The sequence below is a fragment of the Rhodococcus sp. WAY2 genome, assembly GCF_009859915.1.
Lineage (GTDB): Bacteria > Actinomycetota > Actinomycetes > Mycobacteriales > Mycobacteriaceae > Rhodococcus_F > Rhodococcus_F oxybenzonivorans.
Window position 1 is genome coordinate 3,212,174 of sequence record NZ_CP046572.1, and the last position, 26,994, is coordinate 3,239,167.

General features: G+C 68.2%; 1 protein-coding gene. It reads left to right on the forward strand.

Annotation, left to right across the window (positions count from 1 at the left end; translation table 11 throughout):
* Window positions 1–109: 109 nt before the first annotated feature.
* Window positions 110–26,923 carry a non-ribosomal peptide synthase/polyketide synthase gene (locus GFS60_RS14780; protein ID WP_159922294.1) on the forward strand — a complete coding sequence of 8,938 codons (26,814 nt, stop codon included), beginning with the start codon at window positions 110–112 and terminating at the stop codon, window positions 26,921–26,923.
* Window positions 26,924–26,994: the final 71 nt, after the last annotated feature.

Consider the following 26,994-nt stretch of genomic DNA (forward strand, 5'->3'; position numbering starts at 1 on the left):
ACCCACGCGTGAAGCACGATCAGTACAGCGTGGCGGACCGGCGACAGTCGGTTCGTCCCACGCGCTGGGTCTGCGCATCCACAGTTTTGATACCTGCTGGGGGAACGAGATGACGAGTTTGACTTCGCCGCAGCCGAACGAGCGCGCCGCCGAGGGGAACGTGCCCGATGGGGCGTTCCCACTGTCCTCGGTGCAGAGGAGCATGTGGTTCGCGCAACAGCTGAGCCCCACGGTTCCCAAGTTCATCGCCCAGTACGTCGAACTGCGGGGCCACATCGACCTGGACCTGCTGAGTGAGGCCGCCGTTCGCGCCGCCCACGAATTCCAGTCGCCGTTCCTGCGGTTGCTCGATGTCGACGGGGAGCCGTATCAGATGGTGGATCCCACCATCGACCCGTCGATCGGGTTCCGCGACTTCCGCGGTGAGGCCGACCCGATGGCCACTGCGAAGGCGTGGATGGATGAGGACTGCGCGACTCCGCTGCGCCTGACCCGCGATCGGCTCGTCGAGATGACGGTGCTGCAGATCGGCGAACAGCACTACTTGTGGTACACGAGGATTCACCACGTCGCGCTCGACGGCTACAGCGGCATGACCATTGCCAATCGTGTTGCGGCACTCTACACATCCCTCGTCGAGGGCACCGAGCCCGAACCGAATCGGGCGCTCGATCTGCGCGAACTCTACGACCTCGATCAGAAGTACCGCTCCTCCAGCAGGTTCGAGAACGACCGCAAGTACTGGGCCGAGCGAATCGTCGGCATCGAGCACGGCAGCACCCTGGCAACCCACGACGCACCGGCCGCGGCGCAGAGCCGGCTCGAGAGCGCCACGCTGTCCGAGGCGGCCCTCGAATTCCTCGACGTCTCGGATCAGCGGGTGGGTGCGACTTCGGCGGCCGTGATGGTCGCCGGGTTCGCCTGCTATCTGTCGCGGATGACGGGTCGACGGGACGTCCTGATCAACCTGCCGGTGTCGGCCCGCACCACGGCCCCCCTCCAGCGGTCCGGCGGGATGCTCGTCAACGTCGCGCCGCTGCGTATCACCGTTCGTCCCGAAGACACCGTGGCAGAACTCGTGCAGCGTGTGCAGTTGGAACTGATGGGTGCACTGCGCCATCAGCGGTGCAGCCTCGAGGACATCCGCCGCGACGCGGGATTGTCCGGGACCGCCGAGGGTTTGGCAGGCCCGATGGTCAACGTGATGCTGTTCCACCAGACGTTTACCCTGGGCTCGGTGGTGGGGGAGTATCACATCGTCACCTCGGGTCCGGTGGACGATTTGCTGGTCAACATCTATCAGGGCGGTGATGGGGAGACCCTCCTCGACTTCCGCGGCAACCCCAACCGGTACGGGCCCGAGGAACTGCGGGCGCATCATCGCAGGTTCGCCGAGTTGATCGAGGAGTTCATCACCGCTGATCCGCAGACTCGGACGGCTGCCATCCACGCCGAGAGTGCCCGGTTGGCGGCGCGGGTTCTGGAACGGCAGTCCCAGTTCGAGTTCTGGTCGCGCGAGTTGGCCGCGCTGCCCGAGGTGACCGCACTTCCGCTCGATCGGCCGCGACCGGCGGAGCGGGACGGTGCCGGCGAGGTGGTCGACTTCGCCGTCGATGCCGAGGTGCAGCGGCGGGTGCACGAACTAGCACGCGACGCCGGCACCGGACCCTTCGTCGCCGTGCATGCGGCGCTCGCGATACTTCTGGGACGACTCGGGGACACCGACGACGTCGTGATCGGGACGCCGATCGTCGGGCGGGATCCGATCGACTCCGACGACCCGGAAAGGGGCACGTTCTTCAACAAGGCCGTCCTCCGCTCGCAGGTGGACGGAGCGTCGTCCTTCTCCGATCACCTCGCGCGGATCCGGGACGCCGACCGCGCTGCCTTCGCGCATGCGGCGTTGCCGTTCGACGACCTGGTTGCCCGGCTCGTCACCGACCCGGACCCCTCACACGCACCGCTGTTCCAGGTGATGCTCGAGTTCACCGACGGCGGTCACCCGCACGACACAGCCGGGGACGCGCGCATCGATCCCATCGAGCGCGAACACCGGCCGCTGGGTCTCGATCTCGTCTTCTCACTTACCGAATCCGAATCGGGCGGCGGTCTCGACGGCCGGGTGCTGTACGCAACGGACGTGTGGGATCGCAGCAGTGCCGAGGCGCTGGCGGGGCGTTTCGTGCGCATCTTGCGGGCGGTGACGACCGATCCGGCGGCGCCGATCGGGGACGTCGCCCTGCTCGAGCCCGCCGAATACGCGGAGTTGAGTCCCGTTCGCGGGGACGCCCCCGTGGAGCCGCGAACCCTGCCTGCGTTGCTGCGGCACGCGGTGGAGACGGGAGGCGACGGTGCGGCGCTGGTCTTCGAAGGTCGCACCCTGACCTATCCCGAACTCGACGAGCAGTCCGACCGCCTCGCGCGGATGCTGATCCGCCGCGGTGCGGGGCCCGGCACGGTCGTGGCGCTGGCGATTGCGCGATCGATCGAATCGGTGCTGGCCACCTGGGCGGTCGCGAAGTCCGGCGCCGCCTTCGTGCCGGTCGATCCGCACTATCCGCCCGACCGCATCGAGCACATGCTGACCGATTCCGGCGCCCTCGTCGGACTCACCGTCACCGCACATCGCGACGCCCTACCGCAGACCGCACCGTGGCTGGTGATGGACGACCCCGAGTTCGGGCAGGCACTGGTCGACCGGTCGCCCGGCGCCGTCACCGACGCGGACCGTCTCCGGCCGCTGCGGTTGTCCGACCCGGCCTATCTCATCTACACCTCCGGTTCCACCGGCATCCCCAAGGGTGTCGTCGTCACCCATGTCGGGCTGGCCAACTTCGCTGCCGACCAACGCGCACGGTTCGGTGTCACGCCGGAGTCCCGCACCCTGCACTTCTCGTCGCCGAGTTTCGACGCCTCCATTCTCGAACTTCTCCTCGCGGTCGGTGGTGGGGCGACCATGGTGGTGGCCCCCTCCACGGTGTACGGCGGCAGCGAACTCGCGGACCTGCTCCGGCGGGAGCAGGTGACGCATGCCTTCGTCACCCCGGCGGCGCTGGCGTCGGTCGACCCCGACGGTCTCGACTCGATCCGGTGTGTCGTCACCGGCGGCGAGAGTTGTCCTCCCGCCCTGGTGGAGCAGTGGGCGCCGGGCCGGGTGATGTTCAACGCGTACGGGCCGACCGAGGCGACGGTGGTGGCCAGTGTCGCCGGACCGCTGGTCGTGGGGGAGCCTGTCACCATCGGCCGGCCGTCGCGCGGTGTCGACCTGCTGGTGCTCGACGCGCGCCTGCACCCCGTCCCCAAGGGGGTGCCGGGCGAGTTGTACATCACCGGTGACGGTGTGGCACGGGGGTACCACAACCGGCCGATCCCGACGGCCGAACGATTCGTCGCCGACCCGCACGGGGCCCCGGGACAGCGGATGTACCGCACCGGCGACCTGGCGCGGTGGAACCTGCGCGGCGAGCTGGAATACCTGGGCCGCACCGACTTCCAGGTGAAGATCCGCGGATTCCGCATCGAACTCGGTGAGATCGACGCCGTCGTACGCTCGCATCCCGCCGTCGCCTTCGCGACCACGGTCGGGCGCACCGCACCCTCCGGAGACACGGTGCTGGTGACGTATGTGCTGCCCGAGGTCGGCGCCGAACTCGTCATCGAGAACGTCCTCGAACACGCGGCGGCCGTGCTGCCGGCGCATATGGTCCCCGCACGCATCATGGTGCTCGCCGAGGTCCCGCTGACCCCGGCCGGCAAGCTCGACCGGAAGGCGTTGCCGGAACCGCACTTCGAGGCCACCTCCACGGTGTACCGGGCGCCGGGAACTCACACGGAGATGCGGGTCGCGGAGGTGTTCGCGGACCTGCTGGGCGTCGAACGTGTCGGCGTCGACGACAGCTTCTTCGACCTGGGTGGTGATTCACTGGTCGCCACCCGGGTGGTCTCCCGGGTCAACACGGCGCTCGGCACGGACATCGGGGTGCTGGACCTGTTCGAGGCGCCGAGCGTGGCGCTGCTCAGTGCCCGCATCGACGCCCTCGGGCCCCGCACGTCGGCACGCCCGCCGCTGGCGCCGCGCACCACCGCCGGCCCGGTGCCGGTGTCGCTGGCGCAGCAGCGGATGTGGTTCATCAACCAGCTCGACACCGCGTCCCCGGCCTACAACATTCCGGTGGCCATCCGGTTGCGCGGCACCCTCGACGTGGAGGCGTTGCGCGCCGCGGTGCGTGACGTCCTCGAACGGCACGAGTCGCTACGGACCGTCTTCCCCAATACCCCGAACGGGCCGTTGCAGGTGGTGCTGCCGGTCGCGGACGTCAGTCCGGACCTCGACGCGGTCGAGGTAGCTCCCGATGAGCTCGACATCCATCTGCTCGCGGAGGCGGCGACCGGGTTCGATGTGACCGTGCAGCCGCCGATCCGCGCCAGGCTGTACCGGACGGCGACCGAGGATCATGCGCTGGTCTTCGTGGTCCACCACATCGCGGCCGACGGACTGTCGATGACGCCGCTGACGCGGGACGTCATGGTGGCCTACCACGCCCGCGCCGCCGGTGAGGTTCCGCAGTGGGCGCCGCTCGAGGTGCAGTACGCCGATTTCTCCGTGTGGCAGCGGGAGCTGCTCGGTTCCGCCGACGGTCCCACCAGCGTGCTGTCCCGGCAGCTGTCGTTCTGGGCCCGCACCCTCGACGGCGCACCGGAGGTGCTGGACCTGCCCACCGACCGGCCGCGCCCGGCACGGCAGTCGATGGTTGGCGGCACAACGGATTTCACCATCCCGGCACGTCTGCACGCCGCGCTGCTCGACATCGCCGGCGCCCACGACGCCAGCCTGTTCATGGTGGTGCACACCGCCCTCGCGGTGCTGCTGTCCCGGTCGAGCGGATCGTCCGATGTATCCATCGGCTCCCCGGTGTCGGGGCGCGGCGAGCGGCAACTCGACGACGTCGTCGGCATGTTCGTCAACACCGTGGTTCTGCGCACCGAGATCGATCCGGAGAGCAGCTTCCCCGAAATCCTCACCCGCACCCGGGCCGCCGACCTCGCGGCCTTCAGTAACACCGACCTGCCGTACGAGCTGCTGGTCGACGAGCTGAAACCGGCACGCTCCGAAGCCCATTCGCCGCTGTTCCAGGTGATGCTGGTGCTCCAGGGCTTCGCGGACACCCGGCTCGAGCTTTCCGGGCTCGAGGTGGAAGTTCAGGGGCTCGAGACCGGTGCCGCCAAATTCGACCTGCAGGTGATCCTCACCGAGCACATCGAGAGTTCCGGCGCTCCCGGCCCGATCGACGCCCAATTCTCCTACGCCGCAGAGCTGTTCGAGCCATCCACGATGGACGCCCTCGCGGAACGGTTCGTCACGCTGCTCGACACCGTCACTACCCACGCCGAGGCGAAGGTCGGCGACATCGAGTTGAGCGGGCCCGACGAGAACCGCCGGATCCTGCAGGAGTGGAACGACACCACCACCGTCGTACCGTCCTCGGCCACCCTGGTCAGCCTCTTCGAGGCCCAGGTGCGGCGCACGCCGGACGCGGTGGCAGTGGTGTTCGGTGAAGACGAATTGCTGTACGCGGAGTTCGATGCCCGCGCCAACCGGCTCGCCCGCGAACTCCTCGCCCGCGGCGTCGGGCCGGAATCCCGGGTGGCCGTGTCGTTGCGGCGTTCGCTCGAGTTGATGATCGCCATCTATGCGGTCGAGAAGACGGGGGCCGCCTACGTTCCCCTCGATCCCGACCATCCGGCCTCGCGTATCGCCTACGTTCTCGACAATGCCGCCCCGACGTGTGTCCTCACCTCGTCCCGTGATCGCTCCGAAGGGCTGATGAGCGAAGCCGGGAACTCCGCGATCGAGATCGACACCCTCAACCTGGCGGCCCGGGCGAGCACACCCATCACCGACGCCGAGCGGGGCGGAGTCATCCATCCCGATTCGACGGCCTACGTGATCTACACCTCCGGTTCCACCGGTAGGCCCAAGGGTGTTGCGGTGAGCCACCGGGCCATCGCGAATCGGTTGCTGTGGATGCAGGACACCTATCACCTGGACCACACGGACGTGGTGCTGCAGAAGACACCCGTCACGTTCGACGTGTCGGTGTGGGAACTGTTCTGGCCGCTCGAGGTCGGGGCCCGGCTGGTGCTCGCGGCGCCGGACGGTCACCGCGACCCCACGTATCTGTCACACGTGATCGCCGACCATCAGGTCACGACCATGCACTTCGTGCCGTCGATGCTCGCCGTGTTCACCGCCGGCGCGGAGCCCGACCTGTGCGGTTCGCTGCGTCAGGTCTTCTGCAGCGGTGAGGCACTCCCGCCTGCCACGGCCGACGCCTTCCGGGACTTCGGATCGGCGGCGCTGCACAACCTGTACGGCCCGACGGAAGCCGCCGTCGACGTCACCTACTGGGAATGCACCGAGGCCGACCGGGTGTCGGTGCCGATCGGTGCCCCGGTGTGGAACACCCAGCTCTACGTCCTCGACGCCCGCCTGCATCCGGTGCCGGTCGGCGTCCACGGTGAGCTGTACCTGGCCGGTGTCCAATTGGCCCGCGGATATGTCGGGCGTCCCGACCTCACCTCCGACCGCTTCGTGGCCAACCCGTTCGGCGAGCCCGGACAGCGCATGTACCGCACCGGCGACATCGTCCGGTGGCGTGCCGACGGCAACGTCGAGTACATCGGCCGGCGCGACTTCCAGGTGAAGCTGCGCGGACAGCGGATCGAGCTCGGCGAGGTGGAGGCCGCGCTGCTGGCGCATCCGTCGGTGGCGCAGGCCGTGGTGACCGTGCATCGCAGCGAGGCGACGGGGGAGAGCCTGGTCGGTTATGTGATCCCGGTGGCCGGCGTGGAGATCGACACCGCCGACATTCGCGACACCGCGGCCGAGTCGCTGCCTGCGTACATGGTGCCCACCCGCATCATGGTGCTCGACCGATTCCCCCTCGGTGCCACCGGCAAGTTGGATCGCGGTGCGTTACCAGAGCCGGAATTCCTGAGTCCGTCAACCGAGTTCGTGACTCCGCGCAATCCGATCGAGGAGATCCTCGCCTCGATTTTCGCGGACCTGCTCGGAGCACCGCGGATCGGCGTGTACGACAGCTTCTTCGACCTCGGCGGCAACTCCCTGGTGGCCACACGGTTGGTGGCGCGGGTCAATGCGGCACTGGGCAGCCGCATCGGTGTCCGGGAAATCTTCGACGCCCCGAGCGTCGCGACCCTGGCCACGCGGATCGAGTCCGAGGCCGTCCACAACGCCGAGCGTCCACCGCTGGTCGCCGGCGATCGGCCGGAGCGGGTGCCGGTGTCACTGGCGCAGAAGCGCATGTGGTTCATCAACCAGTTCGACATCGATTCGCCCGCCTACAACATCGCGCTCGCGGTGCGACTGACCGGTGACCTCGACGACGACGCCATGCAGGACGCCGTCGCCGACGTCCTGGAACGGCACGAGTCGCTGCGCACCCGCTTCCCGATGGTCGACGGCGAGCCCGTCCAGGTCGTCCTCGACACCGAGGACGTAGTGCCGGATCTCACCCCGATCGGAACTTCGGAAGACGAACTGCCGCAACATATTGCGCGTCTGGCCGGCGCCGGATTCGATGTGACGGTCGCGGTGCCGGTGCGTGCGGCCCTGTTCTGCACCGCACCCGAGGACCACGTGCTGGCCATCGTCGTGCATCACATCAGCGCGGACGGCTTCTCGATGGCACCCCTCGCCCGGGACGTGATGACCGCGTACGCCGCCCGCACCGGTGGCCAGGCACCCGACTGGGCGCCACTGACCGTGCAGTACGCCGACTTCGCGCTCTGGCAGCACCGAGTGCTCGGCAGCGCCGACGATCCGGACAGTCTGCTGGCCGCCCAGCTCGACTACTGGACCCGAACCCTCGCCGGACTCCCGGAGTTGCTGGCGCTGCCCACGGACCACCCACGGCCGACCCAGCAGTCCTTCCGCGGTGGTGTCCACTCGTTCAGCATCGACCCCCAGGTGCACAGCCGGTTGATCACCACAGCGCGAGAACACAATTCGAGTGTCTTCATGGCAGTGCACGCGGCACTGGCCGTCCTGCTCGCCCGGCTCGGCGACACCGATGACGTCGCGGTGGGAACACCGATCGCCGGTCGCGGTGACGCTGCCCTCGACGACATGGTGGGCATGTTTGTCAACACCCTCGTGCTACGCACCCCGGTGAAGCCGGGTTGCTCCTTCTCCGAACTCCTGGCCAAGGTCCGCGATACCGACCTCAGCGCCTTCCATCACTCGGACCTCCCGTTCGAGCGGCTGGTGGACGCCATCTCGCCGGAACGCGCCACGTCGCATTCACCGCTGTTCCAGGTGGTACTCGAGTTCCGCAACAACGAGCGGCCACGTCTCGAGCTGCCCGGGCTGACCGTCACCGGGCTCGACCTCGCCACCGACATCTCGAATTTCGATCTCCAGCTGACCCTTACGGAGGAATTCGGGGTGTCGGGGGAGCCGGCCGGCATCTCGGCCGCCTTCACGTACGCGGCGAGTCTGTTCGACGCGTCGACGATCGCCGGTTTCGCCGATTACCTGCAACGGATATTCGACGCCGCCACGGCGGATCCGGAGCGCGCCGTCGGGGACATCGAGCTGATGGTGGCCTCCGAGCGCGCCGCGCTCACCCCGGTGATGGACGCACCCGACACCGAGCTGCGCACACTTCCCGAACTGCTCGCGGCGGCTGCAGCGACGGATCCGGAGGCGGCCGCACTGATCTACCAGGGTCGGGAGGTGTCCTACCGGGATCTCGATCAGCGATCGAACCGGCTGGCCCGGCTACTGATCGGGCGCGGCGTGGGCCCCGAATCGGTGGTGGCGCTGGCGATGGGCCGGTCCGTCGAATCGGTTCTGTCCCTGTGGGCTGTGGCAAAGACCGGCGCCGCGTTCGTGCCGGTGGACCCGGATTACCCGACCGACCGGATCGTGCACATGCTGACCGACTCCGGTGCACAGCTGGCCCTGACGGTGACCGAGTTCCGGTCGGATCTACCCGAATGCGTCGACTACCTGGTCGTGGACGCACCCGAGCTCGGTGACGACCTGGCCGAACAGTCGTCTGCCGCCGTCATCGATGCCGACCGCCCGCTGCCCGTCGCCTTGGAGAACACCGCGTATCTGATCTACACGTCAGGATCGACCGGCATGCCCAAGGGCGTCGCCGTCACCCACCGGGGCCTGGCGAATTTCGCGACGGACGAACGCACCCGATTCGGCATTACCGCGACCTCGCGCACCCTGCACTTCTCCTCTCCGAGCTTCGACGCCTCGATCCTCGAGCTGCTGCTCGCCGTCGGGTCCGGGGCGACGATGGTCATTGCACCCTCGACTGTTATCGGCGGCACCGAACTCGCCGATGTACTTCGTGAGGGCCGGGTCACCCACGCATTCATCACCCCTGCTGCGATGGCGTCGGTGGAACCCGTGGGTCTCGATCACCTCGAATGTGTCGTCACCGGTGGTGACGTGTGCCCGCCGGAGCTGGTGGCGCAGTGGGTCACCGCAGGCAGGCGGATGTTCAACGCTTACGGTCCCACCGAAGCGACCGTGGTGTCGAGCGTGACCGGTCCGATGGTGCCCGGCGAACCCGTGACCATCGGCAGGCCGCCGCTGGGTACGGGCGAAATGGTGCTCGATTCGCGCCTGCACCCAGTGCCGAACGGGGTGACCGGCGAGTTGTACGTCACCGGTTCGGGACTCGCGCGAGGCTACCGGAACCGGGCCGGCACGACGGCCGAGCGGTTCGTCGCCAACCCGTACGGCGGCCTCGGCGCCCGGATGTACCGGACCGGCGACCTGGCGCGGTGGAACCGCGACGGACAACTGGAGTATCTGGGCCGCAGCGACTTCCAGGTGAAGATCCGCGGCTTCCGCATCGAGCTCGGCGAAATCGAGACGGCCCTCGCCCGCTACCCGGGCGTGGCCCATTCGGTGGTGTCGGCGCACAAGGGCAGCACCGGGGTGAACCGGCTCGTCGGCTACGTCGTGCCGACCAACGGCGCCGAGCTCGAGCCGGAAGCCGTCCTCACCTTCGTCGGCAGCTTCCTTGCGCCCTACATGGTGCCGTCCGCGTTGATCGTTCTCGACGCGCTGCCGCTGACCCCAGCGGGCAAGCTGGATCGGCGGGCACTGCCTGAGCCAGACTTCGGCGCCCGCGTGTCGTCGGGGCGCGCACCGGTCTCGGAGATGGAATCGGTGCTGGCCGACCTGTTCGCCGAAGTCCTCGGACTCGAGTCGGTGGGCGTGGACGATTCGTTCTTCGCACTCGGCGGCGACAGCATCATGTCGATCCAATTGGTGGCCCGCGCCAAGTCGGCGGGTGTGGTGCTGACCCCGCGGGACGTGTTCGAGGCCAAGACGGTGGCCGGGCTGGCGGCGGTGGCGTCCTGGGTGGGCGACTCCGACGTGGTGGTGCTCGAAGAGCTGCCCGGTGGCGGCGTCGGTGCCATGCCGACCACCCCCATCACCGCGTGGCTCCTCGAGCGCGGTGGCGAGTTCAACCGCATGTCGCAGTCGATGTTGCTGACCGCGCCCCCGAATCTGCGTGCGATCGAACCGTTGATCGAGACGTTCCAGGCTGTCCTCGACCGGCACGACATGTTGCGGGCGCAGCTGATCGTCGGGACCGACGAGTCACATCTCGAGGCGTGCCCGGTCGGCTCGGTGGCCGCGCGCAACATTCTGCGTCGGGTGGCCGTGTCCGCCGCTCCCGGCACCTCCGAGTTCGCGGGCACCGTCATCGCGGAACTCGATGCGGCACTGGACCGTCTCGACCCGGCGTCGGGGTCGATGCTGCAGGTGGTCTGGTTGGATGCCGGTGACGCCGGCGGCCGGTTGCTCGTGGTCGCACACCACCTGGTGGTCGACGGGGTGTCGTGGCGGATTCTGGTGCCCGATCTCGCGACGGCGTGGGCGCAGGTCTCGGCGGGTCAGGAGCCGGTCCTCGAGCCGGTCGGCACGTCGATGCGGCGCTGGGCGCACGGACTGGTGGATCAGGCGGGTGAGCGGGCAGTCGAACTCGACCTCTGGCAGCGGATCCTCGACTGCGAGGACCCGCTGATCGGTAGCCGACCACTCGATCCGAACATCGACGTGAACGCCACCGTCGGCAGGATCACCGTCGAGCTGCCGGCCGAGGTCAGCGAGGCGATCCTCACGGCCGTGCCGGACGCGATCCACGGCAGCGTCAACGACGGGCTGCTCACCGCACTCGCGATGGCCGTCACACAGTGGCGCAGGTCGCGGCTCGTCACCGGCGCCCATGGGCGGCCCGTCGACGGGACGCTCGTCAGCCTCGAAGGCCACGGGCGAGAAGACCAGGTGGTCCCCGGTGCCGACCTCGGCCGCACCGTCGGCTGGTTCACGGCGATGTTCCCGGTGCGCCTGGACCTGTCGGGCATCGACCTCGAGGAGGCTTTCGGTGGTGGCCGGGCCGCCGGCTCGGCGATCAAGGCGATCAAGGAGCAACTGCTCGCCATCCCCGACCACGGCATGGGGTACGGCATGCTGCGGTACCTGAACCCCGACACCGCACCCGTGCTCGCGGATCGCTCGCTGCCTCAGATCAGCTTCAACTACCTGGGCCGGTTCGCCGCCGACCTCTCCGAGGCCGCGACCCGCGCCGGGTGGGCGCCGACCGGTGAAGTCGACATGGACCGCGCCCAGGACCTCGACACACCCGTCACCTCCGCCATCGACATCAACGCAGTCACCACCGAGGTCGAGGACCGTCCGCAGCTGCGAGCGACGTGGGCCTACGCGGCGGGTGTGCTCGACGTGACCGAGGTGCGGGAACTCGCGGAACTGTGGGTGCAGGCGCTGACCGCGCTCACCACCTACGCGTCCCGCCCCGACGCCGGCGGAATCACCCCGTCGGACCTGGACCTGGTGTCCCTCGACCAGGACACGATCGACCGCGTCGAGGCCCGCTTCCCGGCGCTGTCCGACATCTGGTCGCTGTCGCCGTTGCAGTCCGGTCTGCTGTTCCACGCACTCCTGGCCGAGGAGTCGATCGATTCGTACACCGTGCAGATGACCATCGAGCTTCGCGGTGCGGATTCGGCGCGGCTGCGGTTGGCGGGGCAGGCGCTGCTCGACCGGCACGCGAATCTGCGGGCATCGTTCGTCTACGACGAAGGCGGCACCCCGATCCAGGCGATTTCCCGGCAGGTGGAGCTGCCGTGGACGGAGATCGACCTGTCCGGCCTCGACGCCGACGCTCGTGCAGGCGAGATGGACCGCATCGCCGACGCCGACCGGCGACGTGGTTTCGACATGTCCACCCCGCCGCTCATCCGGTTCACGCTGATGCAGGTGGGCGGGGGCGAACAACATCTGATGGTCACCAACCACCACATCCTTCTCGACGGCTGGTCCATGCCGTTGCTGATCCGCGACCTGCTGACGCTGTACGCCACCGCGGGCGACACCGCCGCGCTGCCCCGGGTGAACCCCTACCGTGACTACCTCGCCTGGATGTCGCATCGCAGCACCGAGGAGTCGCTCGGAGTGTGGGCGCGCGCCCTTGCCGGTCTGGAAGGACCCACCCTGCTCGCACCGGCTGACGCGGCCGCCCAGAGCACCGACGAATCGAGTGAATTGATCGTCGAACTCGACGACGACGACACCGAACTCCTCAGCGCGCTCGCCCGGGAGCGGGGCATCACGCTGAGCACCCTGATTCGCACGGCATGGGGAATTGTGTTGGGCAGCATGACTGGTCGCACCGATGTCGTCTTCGGTGGCACCGTGTCGGGCCGGCCCCCGCAGATCCCCGGAATCGAGTCGATGATCGGCTTGTTCATCAACACGCTGCCGGTTCGCGTCGTGCTCGACCCGTCGGAGACGCTGGGGGAGTTGCTCGAGCGCATCCAGAGTGAGCAGGCGGCGCTGCTCGATCACCACTATCTGGGGCTCACCGACATTCAGGGCGTGGGCGGCGACGGCGCCGTTTTCGACACCCTGACGGTGTTCGAATCGTATCCGGTGGACCGGGCGGGCCTTACCGAGAACACCGACATCGCCGGCATGAACGTTCTCGACGTGCACGACCGCGCCAACGCCGCGCACTATCCGCTGGCGGTGATCGCCTCCGCGCACGAACGCCTGCAACTGAAACTCGAGTACGTTCCCACCTTGTTCGACGGTGACGCCGTCGCCCGCATCGGTGACCGAGTGGTCCGGGCCCTGATGGCACTCGCCGAGCGGCCGAATCTGCGGTTGGCACAGTTGCGGCTGCTCACCGCGGCCGAGGAGACCGCGCTGGTTCCCGTCCGGGGACTGCCGGGCCGTTCCGTGCGGACACTGCCCGCGATGTTCGCGGAGACCGCCGCGGCGGCCGGCGACGCCACCGCGGTCGTGGCCTCACACCGCCGGGTGACCTACCGGGAACTCGACGAACGGTCCAACCGCTTCGCGCGACTGCTCCTCCGCAGCGGTGTCGGACCGGAAGATTTCGTCGCCCTGGGTATTTCGCGCTCCCTCGAATCCATCGTCGCAGTGTGGGCGATCGCCAAGACGGGTGCAGCGTTCGTGCCGGTCGATCCGAGCTACCCGCGTGAGCGAGTCGAGCACATGCTCGGCGATTCGGGCTGCAGGTTCGGTGTGTGCGTGAGTGCGGACCGCGGCCGGTTGCCGGCCGCCACGACCACGTGGCTGACGCTCGACGACCCCGAAATGGTCACTGCCGCAGCCGAAATGTCGTCCGATCCGGTCACCGACGACGAGCGTGTCGTGCCACTGCGATTCGCCCACCCGGCGTACATGATCTACACCTCGGGTTCCACCGGCACCCCCAAGGGGGTCATCGTCAGCCACCGTGGCCTCGACAACTTCGCCGAAGAGCAGCGCGCCCGGTACGGGACCGACTCCGCCTCGAGGACGATGCACTTCTCGTCCCCGAGCTTCGACGCGTCGGTCCTCGACTATCTGATGACGTTCGCGGTCGGCGCGACCATGGTGATCGTGCCGACATCCGTCTACGGCGGTGACGAACTGACCGAATTGATCCGATCCGAGGGCATCACCCACGGATTCATCACCCCGGCGGCGCTGGCGTCGGTGGACCCGGAAGGCCTCGACGGCTTCCGTACCGTGGCGGTCGGTGGCGAGGCCGTCCCGCCGGAGCTGGTAACGCGTTGGGCGCCGGGCCGAAAGATGTTCAACGCCTACGGCCCCACCGAGTCCACCATCGTCGCCAACCTCAGTGATCCCCTGGAGGCCGGCGAGCCGGTGACGATCGGCGGACCGATCCGCGGCACCGCGGAAGTCATTCTCGACGCCTGGCTGCAGCCGGTCCCCGTCGGTGTCGCCGGGGAGCTGTACATCAGCGGTGAAGGACTTGCCCGCGGCTACCATGCGCGGGCGGGGCTCACCAGCGAACGGTTCATCGCGAATCCGTTCGGTGAGCCGGGCGAGCGCATGTACCGTACCGGTGACCTCGCGCGCTGGCGTCCGGATCGGACAGCGGAATACCTCGGCCGCAGCGACTTCCAGGTCAAGGTTCGTGGTTTCCGCATCGAACTCGGTGACATCGACAGTGCCCTCGCCGGGCATCCCTCGGTGGCGTTCGCCGTCACGCTCGGGCGCCCGGGGCCGACGGGCGACACCGCACTCGTGTCCTATGTGCTGCCCGAGGCCGACACAACCCTCGAGCCGCCGGAGCTGAAGCAGTGGGCGGCGGAACTGCTGCCCGCCCACATGGTGCCGTCGAGCATCATGATCCTCGACGAGATCCCGTTGACCCCGGTGGGCAAGCTCGATCGGGCGGCTTTGCCGGAACCACAGTTCCTGCCGACGACGGACGAGTTCCGCCCACCGTCGACGGTGCTCGAGCACACCATCGCCGACGTGATCACCACCGTCCTCGGGATCGAGCGGGTCGGCATCGATGACAACTTCTTCGACATCGGTGGTAACTCGCTCATCGCCACCCGCGTGGCCGCCCGGCTCACCGCCGAGTTGGACACCCAGATCGGAGTGCGCACCCTGTTCGAGGCGCCGACGATCCACGCTCTCGCCCGCATGATCGAATCGACCGCGTTCGCCCCCGCCGGGGACGGCGACCACGGCAGGGTTCCGCTCGAACCGAAGCAGCGACCGGAGCACGTGCCGGTGTCGCTCGCGCAGAAGCGCATGTGGTTCCTCAACCAGTTCGACACCTCGTCCGCCGCGTACAACATTCCGCTCGCGGTGCGGCTGACCGGACGGCTGGACGTGGAGTCTCTGCGCGCGGCCGTCACCGACGTCTTCGTCCGGCACGAATCGCTCCGCACCGTGTTCCCCTCCCACGATGGGGAACCGACGCAGGTGGTGCTCTCGCCCGGACAGTGGACACCGAATCTCGAGATTGCCGACGTGGCGGACAGCGAACTCCACGAGCACATCGCCGCGCTCGCGACCGCAGGGTTCGACGTGACCGCCGACGTGCCGATTCGTTCCGCACTGTTCGCTCTCGCGCCGGACGAGCACGTGCTCGTCATCGTGGTGCACCACATCTGTGCCGACGGCTTCTCACTCACTCCGCTCGCCAGGGACGTGATGGCGGCCTACGCGGCCCGCATCGCGGGTAGCGCACCGCAGTGGAGCCCCCTGTCGGTGCAGTACGCCGACTACACGCTGTGGCAGCTCGAACAACTCGGCAGCGAAAGTGATTCCGGGTCCCTCATCTCCCAGCAACTGCGGTACTGGACAGAGCAGCTCGCGGACCTGCCCGAGATCCTGCAGCTGCCCACAGACCGCGCCCGGCCGGTTCAGCAGTCGTTCCGCGGCGCCCAGGTCGACTTCACGATTCCGGCCGAGCTGCACCGCTCGCTGTCCGCGCTGGCGCGCAAACACAACTCGACCATGTTCATGGCCGTGCACGCAGCCCTGTCCGTGTTGTTGTCGGCGTTGTCGTCCACCGAGGACATCGCGGTGGGGACACCGATCGCCGGTCGCGGTGAGGCGGCACTCGACGAGATGGTCGGCATGTTCGTCAACACCCTCGTCCTTCGGGCCGCCGTCGACCCCGCCGGGGGCTTCGGCGAACTGATCGATCAGGTGCGGGCCACCGACCTCGCGGCATTCCACCATTCGGACGTGCCGTTCGAGCGGTTGGTCGACGTGCTGGCACCGGAACGGTCCACCGCGCATTCCCCGCTGTTCCAGGTGCTGCTCGAATTCCGCAACAACGAGACCCCACGACTCGAGCTTTCGGAATTGACCGCTACAGCAGTCGATTTCGATCTCGAGGTGGCAAAATTCGACCTGCAGCTCAGCGTCGAGGAACGCTTCGACGAGGAGGGGACCGCAGCCGGAATCACCGCGGCGTTCGTCTACGCCACCGACCTGTTCGACGCCGGAACCGTGCGCACCATCGCCGACCGGTTCCTGCGGGTCCTCGGTGCGGTGACCGCCGATCCGCACGCCCCCGTCGGTGACATCGAACTCACCGACGCCGCCGAACGGGCCGCGATGGCGACCGAGTGGAACACCGTCGGCGTCGATGCCGGTCACGACACACTGGCGGACCGCTTCGCGCAGACCGTCGCCCGGTTCCCTCAGGCCACCGCGGTCACCTCCGAGGACGTGGCGTACACGTACCGCGAGCTCGACGAACGCTCGAACCGGTTGGCGAGGCTGCTCATCTCGCGTGGAGTCGGCCCGGAAACCCTCGTCGCGGTAGCACTTCCACGCACCTGCGATCTGATCGTCGCGTTGCTCGCGGTGATCAAGTCGGGCGGTGGATATCTTCCGGTCGACATCACCTATCCAGCAGACCGGCTGGCGTTCGTCTTCGAGGACGCCGCACCGAACTGTGTGATCACCACCGTCGGCGACGCCTCGGCCCTTCCGGAATCCGGGACGCCCGTCATCCTCCTCGACGACATCGAGACCGACGCCGATCTCGGCCGGCTGTCACCGGCGACGATCACGGACGACGATCGGGTCACCTCCCTCGATGCGTCGTCGGTGGCCTACGTGATCTACACCTCCGGGTCGACGGGCCGCCCGAAGGGTGTGGTCGTCTCGCACCGCAACGTGCTCACCCTCTTCGCGAACACCCAGCCGCTGTACGAATTCGACGAGAACGACGTCTGGACGATGTTCCACTCGTATGCCTTCGACTTCTCCGTGTGGGAGTTGTGGGGACCGCTGCTCTACGGCGGACGACTGGTGGTCGTCGACTACTACACCGCCCGGTCACCGGAAATGTTCCACGAACTGCTCCGCAACGAGCAGGTGACGGTGCTCAACCAGACGCCGACCGCGTTCTACCAACTGGCCGAGACCGACCGGATCGTCTCGGAGATCGACGTGACCGCAGCGGCGCTGGCGTTGCGGTACGTGATTTTCGGCGGAGAGGCCCTCGACCTCGGTCAACTGGGACGCTGGTATGCCCGGCACGACGACTCCGCGCCGACCCTGGTCAACATGTACGGCATCACCGAGACCACGGTCCATGTCAGCTACCTGCGGCTCGACCGTGCGTTCGCCGAGTCCGCCTCGGCCAGTGTGATCGGACGCGCCATCGCCGGGCTGCGTGTGCACGTGCTCGACCGGCGCCTGCATCCCGTACCGCCGGGCACCATCGGCGAAATGTATGTGTCCGGCGAGCAGGTCACCCGGGGCTACCTCGGCCGTGCGGCGCTCAGCTCCACCCGGTTCGTCGCCGACCCGCTCGGGTCCGGCACACGGATGTACCGAACCGGCGACCTGGCGCGCTGGAACGCCGGCGGGCAACTCGAGTATTTGGGCCGCAGTGACTTCCAGGTCAAGATCCGCGGTTTCCGCATCGAACTCGGCGAGATCGAGTCGGCGTTGCTCCGCTACCGCGGGATCGCGCAGGCCGTCGTCCTGACCCGCGACGACGGCCACGGGGGCAACCGGCTGATCGGATATGTGGTGCCCGAGTCCGGGTCCACCGTGGAGGTGTCCTCGGCGCTGGAATTCCTCGGCACCCAGCTCACGTCCTACATGGTTCCCGCGACCCTCGTCGTCCTCGACGCCCTGCCGCTCACCGGCAACGGCAAGCTCGACCGCCGCGCGCTGCCCGAACCGGACTTCGGCGCCCGGGTGTCCGCGAGCCGGGCACCCACCACCGAAATGGAAACGGTGCTGGCCACGTTGTTCGCCGAGGTTCTCGGACTGGACTCGGTGGGTGTGGAGGATTCGTTCTTCGCACTCGGCGGTGACAGCATCATGTCGATCCAGTTGGTGGCCCGCGCCAAGGCTGCGGGTGTGGTGCTCACCCCGAGGGACGTGTTCGAGGCCAAGACGGTGGCCACCCTCGCCGAGGTGGCGTCCTGGGCCGGGGCTGCCGACGTGGTCGTCCTCGAGGAGTTGCCCGGTGGCGGTGTGGGCGACATGCCGATCACCCCCATCACGTCGTGGCTGCTCGAACGCGGCGGCGACTTCCGCCGCTACACCCAGACGGCGCTGCTCGCCCTGCCCCCGGCAACCGACCGCACGATGCTCGAGCGCACGATCCAGGTGGTCGTCGATCACCACGACATGCTGCGTGCCCAGCTGGCCGGGCCCGCACCACGGTGGCGTATCGAGGTGCGCGGGCCCGGGTCCGTCGACGTCCGCGAGTTCCTCCACCGCGTCGAGGTGCCCGCGGTGACCGGTTCCACCTTCGCCGAGATCGCCACCCGCGAACTCGACGAGGCCGCGGGACGACTGGACCCGGTGGCCGGTGTCATGTTGCAGCTGGTGTGGTTCGACGCCGGTGACGGCGGCGGGCGGTTGCTGGTGGTCGCTCATCACCTCGTGGTCGACGGGGTGTCGTGGCGGATCCTCGTCCCCGACCTGGCCACCGTGTGGGCGCAGCTCTCCGCGGGCCAGGAACCGGTCCTCGAGCCGGTCGGTACGTCGATGCGCCGGTGGTCCCACGGTCTCGCCGGCGCTGCCGTGGACCGCGCCGGGGAACTCGACCTGTGGCGCGAGGTGCTCAGCGGTGACGACCCGCTGATCGGGTCGCGGCCACTCGACCCGGACGTCGACGTGGCGGGCACCGTGGAGAAGCTGACCGTCGAAGTGCCCACCGACGTGACCGACGCACTTCTCACGAAGGTGCCCGAGGCGTATCACGGCGGAGTCAACGACGGACTGCTCGCGGGACTGGCGCTGGCACTGGCGCGGTGGCGTGCCCGGTCGGCGCGGCGCACCCACGGTGAAAGCTGTGCCCAGTCACTGGTCAATCTCGAAGGCCACGGTCGTGAAGACCAGGTGCTGCCGGGCGCGGACCTCGGCCGTACCGTCGGCTGGTTCACCGCGATGTTCCCGGTTCGCCTGGACCTGTCGGGCATCGACCTCGACGAGGCCTTCGACGGCGGCCGGGCCGCCGGCTCGGCGATCAAGGCGATCAAGGAGCAACTGCTCGCCATCCCCGACCACGGCATCGGCTACGGCATGCTGCGGTATCTGAACCCGGACACTGCAGAAGAACTGCGCGCGCTGCGCCAACCTCAGGTCACGTTCAACTACCTCGGACGGCTGGGCGGGGCAACGTCGACCGATACCCACGGACATCCGTGGGTCCCGGTCAGCGACACCAAGCTCGACGACGTTCCCGCCTCCGACATCCCGGTCGCCTCGGTGCTCGACATCAACGCCGTCACCGACGCCGCAGCCGACGGAAACCGGTTGCGCGCGACATGGGCGTTCCCGGCCGGTGTCCTGACCGAAGCAGAGGTACGCGAACTCGCCGAACTCTGGGTACAGGCACTCACCGCGTTGACTGTCCATGTGTCGCGGCCCGGTTCGGGCGGTGTGACGCCGTCCGATCTCGATCTCGTCAGCCTCGACCAGACCGCGATCGACCGGCTCGAGGACCGCTTCCCGGCACTCGCGGACATCTGGTCGCTGTCACCCCTGCAGTCGGGGCTGCTGTTCCACGCGCAGTTCTCCGACGCCGCCGTGGACCCCTACATGGTGCAGCTGACCCTCGAACTGCGCGGGCAGGTCGATGCCGACCGGATCCGCCGCGCCGGCCAGGCACTGCTCGATCGGCATCCCAACCTGCGGGCCGCGTTCGTCCACGACAGCGCGGGGGCCTCCGCCCAGATCATCCAGAACGGTGTCGTCCTGCCGTGGTCCGAGTTCGACCTCTCGGGTCTGGAACCGGCCGAGACCGAGCGGGAATACGACCGGATCCTGGAGCGAGACCGGGCGGTCAAGTTCGACATGTCGCAGGCACCGCTGCTGCGGCTCGCGCTGATCCGGCTGACGGGCCAGGACTACCGGCTGGTCCTGACCAATCACCACATCCTGCTCGACGGCTGGTCGACGCCACTGGTCATCCGTGACCTGCTCACCCTGTACGCCACCGACGCCGACGGCAGCCTGCTGCCCCGGGTGCACTCGTACCGCGACTACCTGTCGTGGATGCGACGCCACGACATCACCGAGTCACTCGCGGCGTGGCGCGCCGCTCTCGACGGAGTGGACGAACCGACGCTGCTCGCGCCGATGGACCGGGCCGAAGCGCATTCGGCGATGGCCGAGGAAACCGCCTTCACCCTGTCGGAGGAACAGACCACCCGCCTGCGTGAGCTGAGCCGTGAGCGCGGACTGACCCTCAACACGGTCGTGCAGACGGCGTGGGGCATCGTGCTCGGTGGACTGATCGGACGCACCGATGTGGTGTTCGGCGGAACCGTGTCGGGCCGGCCGCCGGAGATCCCCGGCATCGAATCGATGGTGGGTCTGTTCATCAACACCCTGCCGGTCCGGGTGGCGCTGAACCCCCGGGAACCGTTGGGAGAGCTGCTCACCCGTGTCCAGAGCGAGCAGGCGGCACTGCTCGATCACCATTACGTGGGGCTCACCGACATCCAGTCGGTGGCCGGGCTCGGGGCGGGCTTCGACACGCTGACCGTGTTCGAGTCGTATCCGGTGGACAAAGACGGGCTGACCGAGCACACCGATATCGCGGGCATGTTCGTCACCGGAATCGGGGGCAAGGACTCGGCGCACTATCCGCTTGCCGTGGTTGCGTCCGGTGACGAGCGACTGAACCTGAAATTCGAGTACTTGCCGGAGGTGTTCGAGGAGCGCGCGATCGACGAGATCGCGGATCGCCTGCAGCGAGTGCTCGCCGCGATCGCCGATCGGCCCGAGATCCCCCTGGCGCACATGCAGTTGCTCACCGAGTCCGAACTCGCCGAGTTCGCTCCGGTGCGGGGGCGCCCCGGTTTCTCGGTCCGGACCCTCCCGCAGATCTTCGAGGACGCTGCCGCGCTCGATCCGAACCGCACGGCGCTCACCTTCGAGGGCCGGAACGTGTCCTACCGCGAACTGAACGAGCGTTCGAATCAGTTGGCGCGGGTTCTGATCGCGCGCGGCGCGGGCCCGGAGGCGTTCGTGGCGCTGGGAATTCCCCGGTCCATCGAGTCCGTTCTCGCTGTCTGGGCGGTGGCCAAGACGGGCGCAGCCTTCGTCCCGGTCGACCCCAACTACCCGATCGACCGCATCGAGCACATGCTCACCGATTCCGGTGCCACCATCGGACTCACCACGACGGCCTACGAGAAGGACCTCCCCGACACGGTGCCGTGGCTGCTGCTCGACTCCCCGAAGTTCGAGAAGGCGTGCCAGGCGAAACCGGCTCTGCCCGTGGCGGATTCGGATCGGAAGTCGCCGATCAGCCTCGACAACGCTGCGTACATCGTGTACACGTCGGGTTCGACGGGTAAACCGAAGGGTGTCGTGGTCACGCACGAGGGACTCGACAACTTCGCCGAGGATCAGCGTCAGCGATTGGGGGCCACCCAGACATCGCGCACGCTGCACTTCTCCACTCCGAGCTTCGACGGGTCGATCTTCGAGTACCTGCAGGCCTTCGGCGTCGGCGCAACCATGGTGATCGCCCCACCGACCGTCTACGGCGGTGCCGAGCTGGCCGAACTGATCCGTGCCGAACACGTCACGCACGCCTTCGTGACCACGGCTGCTCTGGCCACGGTCGATCCCACGGATCTCGACGAGTTCCAGCACGTGACCGTCGGTGGGGAAGCATGCCCGCCGGAACTGGTGACGCGGTGGGCCCCCGGCCACAACCTGTTCAACGGGTACGGCCCCACGGAGACCACCGTGATGGCCAACATCAGCGACCCGTTGGCGGTGGGCGAGCCGATCACGATCGGCGGACCCATCCGCGGTGTCGAGGAGCTGGTCCTCGACGCCCGGCTCCAGCCCGTCGCGGTGGGTGTGCCCGGCGAGCTGTACATCACCGGCGCCGGCCTGGCGCGGGGCTACCACCAGCGGCCCGCGCTCAGTAGCCATCGCTTCCTCGCCAACCCGTACGGTGAGCCGGGGGAGCGGATGTACCGCACCGGCGACATCGTCCGCTGGCGTGCCGACCACTCGGTCGAGTACGTGGGGCGCAGCGACTTCCAGGTCAAGATCCGCGGCTTCCGCATCGAACTCGGCGAGATCGACGCCGAGGTCGCCACCTTCCCGGGCGTCAGTTTCTCGGCCACGCTCGGCGTGCCCGGGCCGTCCGGGGACACCGTTCTGGTCACCTACCTGCTGCCTCTGACGGAAGGCGGGGTCGACCCGGCCGCTTTGACGGCGCACCTGTCCACACGGCTTCCCGCGCACATGGTGCCGTCGAGCATCATGTTCCTCGACGAGATCCCGCTGACACCGGTGGGCAAACTGGATCGTTCGGCGCTCCCGGCGCCGGAGCTCAACGTCCACACCAAGGAGTTCCGCGCGCCGTCCACCGACCTCGAGCGGACGATCGCGGACATCTTCGCCGATGTCCTCGGACTCGAGCGGATTGGCGTCGACGACAACTTCTTCGACCTCGGTGGCAACTCCCTCGTCGCGACCCGCGTCACCGCCCGGCTCCGTGATGCGCTCGACACCGACATCGGAGTTCGGGCACTGTTCGAAGCGCCCGACGTGCGATCGCTCGCCGAGCGGATCGGCGAGGGTTCCGTTCCCGGCGGGGGTGCCCGCCCACCGCTCGCCCCGGCCGAGCGACCCGAGCTGATTCCGTTGTCCCTGGCGCAGAAGCGGATGTGGTTCCTCAACCAGTTCGATCCGTCGTCGCCCGCCTACAACATTCCGCTCGCGGTGCGGCTCACCGGACGGCTCGACGAGGAAGCGCTGCGGCTGGCCATGTCGGACGTGCTCGAGCGGCACGAGACGCTGCGCACGGTGTTCCCGACCGTCGGCAACGAACCGACCCAGCGGATACTTCCGGCGGAACTGGTCCGGCCGGAATTCACGACCGCCACGGTGACCGCGGAGGAGCTCCCGGCGCGCATGCGGGACCTGGTGTCCCGCGGATTCGACGTCAGCACCGACCTACCCGTGCGCGCCGCCCTCTTCCGGACCGAGCCCGACCATCACGTCCTCACGATCGTGGTTCATCACATCTGTGCGGACGGGTTCTCCCTCGCCCCGTTGGCGAGGGACGTCATGGTCGCGTACGGCGCGCGTCTCGACGGAGACGGTCCGCACTGGGCGCCGCTGCAGGTGCAGTACGCCGACTACACCCTGTGGCAGCACGCCGTGCTCGGGTCGGAGGACGACCCGGCGTCGCTGATCAACCGTCAGCTCCGCTTCTGGTCGCAGACTCTCGCCGGACTGCCGGACGTCATCCAGTTGCCGACCGACCGGCCACGCCCGATTCAGCAGAGTGTCGAAGGCGATCGGGTGGAGTTCGCAATCGACGCCGACCTGCACCGGCGGTTGACAGCGCTCGCCCGGGAGAACAACGTCACCATGTTCATGGCGGTCCATGCCGCCCTCGTGGTACTCCTGGCTCGCCTGGGCAGCACCGATGACGTCGTCATCGGGACACCGGTCGCCGGCCGCGGGGAAACCGCTCTCGACGACATGGTCGGCATGTTCGTCAACACGCTTGTCCTGCGGAGTCGCATCGATCCCGCGACGACGTTCACCGAGCTGGTCCGTCAGATCCGCGAAAGCGATCTCGCCGCGTTCGCGCACTCGGACCTGCCATTCGAACGGTTGGTGGAGGAGTTGAACCCGAGGAGGTCCACGTCCTACTCACCGCTGTTCCAGGTGGCTCTCGAGTTCCAGAACAATGAGCGCGCGTCGCTCGAGCTGCCGGACCTGCGGGTCGAGGGCGTGGATCTCGAGACGAGGGTGGTCAAGGAAGACCTCGAGGTCATCCTCGCCGAGCAGTTCGATTCGACCGGTGCACCCGCCGGGATCAGCGGTGGCCTCGACTTCGCGGTGTCGCTCTTCGATGAGGAAACCGCCCGCAGGATCGCCGACCGGTTCGTCCGCGTCCTCGCTGCCGCCACCGCCGACCCGGAGCAGTCCATCAGCACCCTGCCCATCCTCGACGAGGCGGAGCAGGAGGAGTTGGCACCCGCCCGCGGCAAGCCGGAGGTCCGACCCGAGCTGTGGCCCGACATCCTCGCCGCCGCGGCGGCCGTCGCCCCCGAGGCGACAGCCCTCACCTTCGAGGACCGTCACGTCAGCTACCGCGAACTCGACGAATGGTCCAACCGACTGGCCCGGGTCCTGAGGGCTCACGGTGTGGGCCCGGAAACGTTCGTCGCACTGGGCATGCCGCGCTCCATCGAAGAGGTGGTGTCGATCTGGTCGGTGGCCAAGTCCGGCGCGGCGTTCGTGCCCGTCGATCCGACGTATCCCCGTGATCGCATCGAATACATGCTCACCGACTGCCGGGCATCGGTCGGTATCACCGTTGCCGAGCGTCGGGACAATCTGCCGGAATCCGTCCCGTGGCTGGTGCTCGACGACGAGGAATTCGCGGAGCAGGTGGCAGTGGTGTCCTCCGAGCCGATCACCGACGCCGACCGGACGCGACCCCTCCACCTCGGGCATCCCGCGTACCTGATCTACACCTCGGGTTCGACGGGCAAGCCCAAGGGCGTCATCGTCACCCATCGGGGCATCGCCAACCTCACCGCGGAAGAGCACGAGCGTTTCCTGGTCACCCTCGACTCGACGGTGTCGCACCTGGCGTCGCCGAGCTTCGACGCCTCGGTGTTCGAGCTGATGATGGCGTTCGGCGCCTCGGCTCGGCTGCTGATCATCCCGCCGACCATCTTCGGCGGCGGCGAACTCGCGGAACTGCTGCGCAGGGAACAGGTGACTCACGCGTTCATCACTCCCACCGCGCTGTCCTCGATGGAGGATCGTGACCTCGACACGCTGCGGATGCTGGCCGTGGCCGGCGAGGCGTGCCCGCCCGAGCTGGTCGAGGTCTGGGGCCGCCACCGCCGCATGCACAACGGGTACGGTCCGACGGAAACGAGCATCCAGGCCAGTGTCAGCGCCCCGATGCGACCCGGTGGGGTGGTCAACATCGGTGCTCCCGCCATCGGCTTCGAGTACCTGGTACTGGACGAGCGGCTCCAACCCGTTCCGGCGGGCGTCCCCGGTGAGCTGTACATCGCCGGGCCCGGATTGGCGCGGGGGTACCACAAGCGCGCGGCCCTTACCTCGGAACGGTTCCTGGCCTGCCCGTTCGGCGAGCCCGGACGGCGCATGTACCGGACAGGTGACGTGGTGCGGTGGCGCGGGGATCACACTGTCGAGTACATCGGGCGCACCGACTTCCAGGTGAAGGTGCGGGGCTTCCGCATCGAACTCGGTGAGATCGACGCGATTCTCGCCCGTCATCCGGCGGTGGCCTTCGCGGCCACGATCGGGCACACCGGGCCGTCCGGAGACACCCTGCTCGCGGCCTACGTGCGTGCCGTCGACGGCCACGACCTCGATCCCGCGGAACTGCGCACCTACGCGGCCGAGCGACTGCCCGCCCATATGGTTCCCTCGGCCGTGGTGGTGCTCGATCAGGTGCCGATGACCCCGGTGGGCAAGCTCGACCGCAAGGCGTTGCCGGCGCCGGAGTTCGGCACTACCGCGGCCGCATTCCGCGCACCCGACACCGAAACCGAACGCGTCGTCGTGGAGGCGTTCGCGGAGGTACTCGGAGTCGATCGGGTCGGGACGGCGGACAGCTTCTTCGACCTCGGCGGCAACTCGATCGTCGCCACCCGCGTCATCACCGTTCTCCAGGAACGCCTCGGCCGGCGGATCCCGCTGCAGTCGATGTTCCTCGATCCGACACCGGCGGGACTGGCGCGCCGGATCGAGACGGACGGCGGCGGCGAGTCGGCCGTCGACGAGGCGCTGCGTGTGGTGATTCCGCTGCGACCGACGGGGGAGACACCGCCACTGTTCTGCATCCATCCCGGGATCGGGCTCTCGTGGGGTTACGCCGGGTTGCTGCAACACCTGTCGCAGGACCGTCCCGTCTACGGCCTGCAGTTGCCGAGCATCAGCGGCGGACCGACCTTCGACTCGATCGAGGAGCTCGCCCACCACTACGTGCTCGAAATGCGGAGCATCCAGAGTTCCGGGCCGTACCACCTGCTCGGGTGGTCCCTCGGCGGCATCATCGCGCAGGCCATCGCGGTGGAATTGCGGCGGGAGGGCGAATCCGTCGCCACCCTCGCCCTGATGGACAGTTACGTGGTCGGTGACGCCGACGCCACCCCGGACAGCCTCACCGTGTCCGAGTTGCTGCACGGTCTCGGGCTCGACCTCGAGTCCGAGGGCGAGGACGGAGAACTCACCTACGAGCGCGCCGTCGAACTGCTCGACGAGGCGTTCGGGCAGAAGACGGGGATCACCCCACAACACCTCGAGCGCATCAGCCTCGGATTCACGAACTCGTCGAGACTGATGAGCGGGTTCCGTCCGCAGCAGTTCGACGGGGATCTGCTGTTCTTCACGGCGGCGTCGTCACCTGCGGAGCACTCACCCGAGGAGTGGGCGCAGTGGGTGGGCGGACGAATCCGGGAAGTGAAGCTCGAGTGCGAGCACAACCAGATGATCGAGCCGGAGGTCCTTGCGGTCATCGGGCCGGTGCTCGAGGAGTATCTCGATCTGCCCTGAGCCGATGCGTGCCCGCGGCCCGGCTGTGACCGGTGGGCCCGGTCCGATTGCAGTGACGTAACGGACCGGCC

Excerpts from the sequence above, each read along its gene's own strand:
- GFS60_RS14780 (WP_159922294.1), top strand. The coding sequence starts at position 110 with ATGACGAGTTTGACTTCGCCGCAGCCGAACGAGCGCGCCGCCGAGGGG.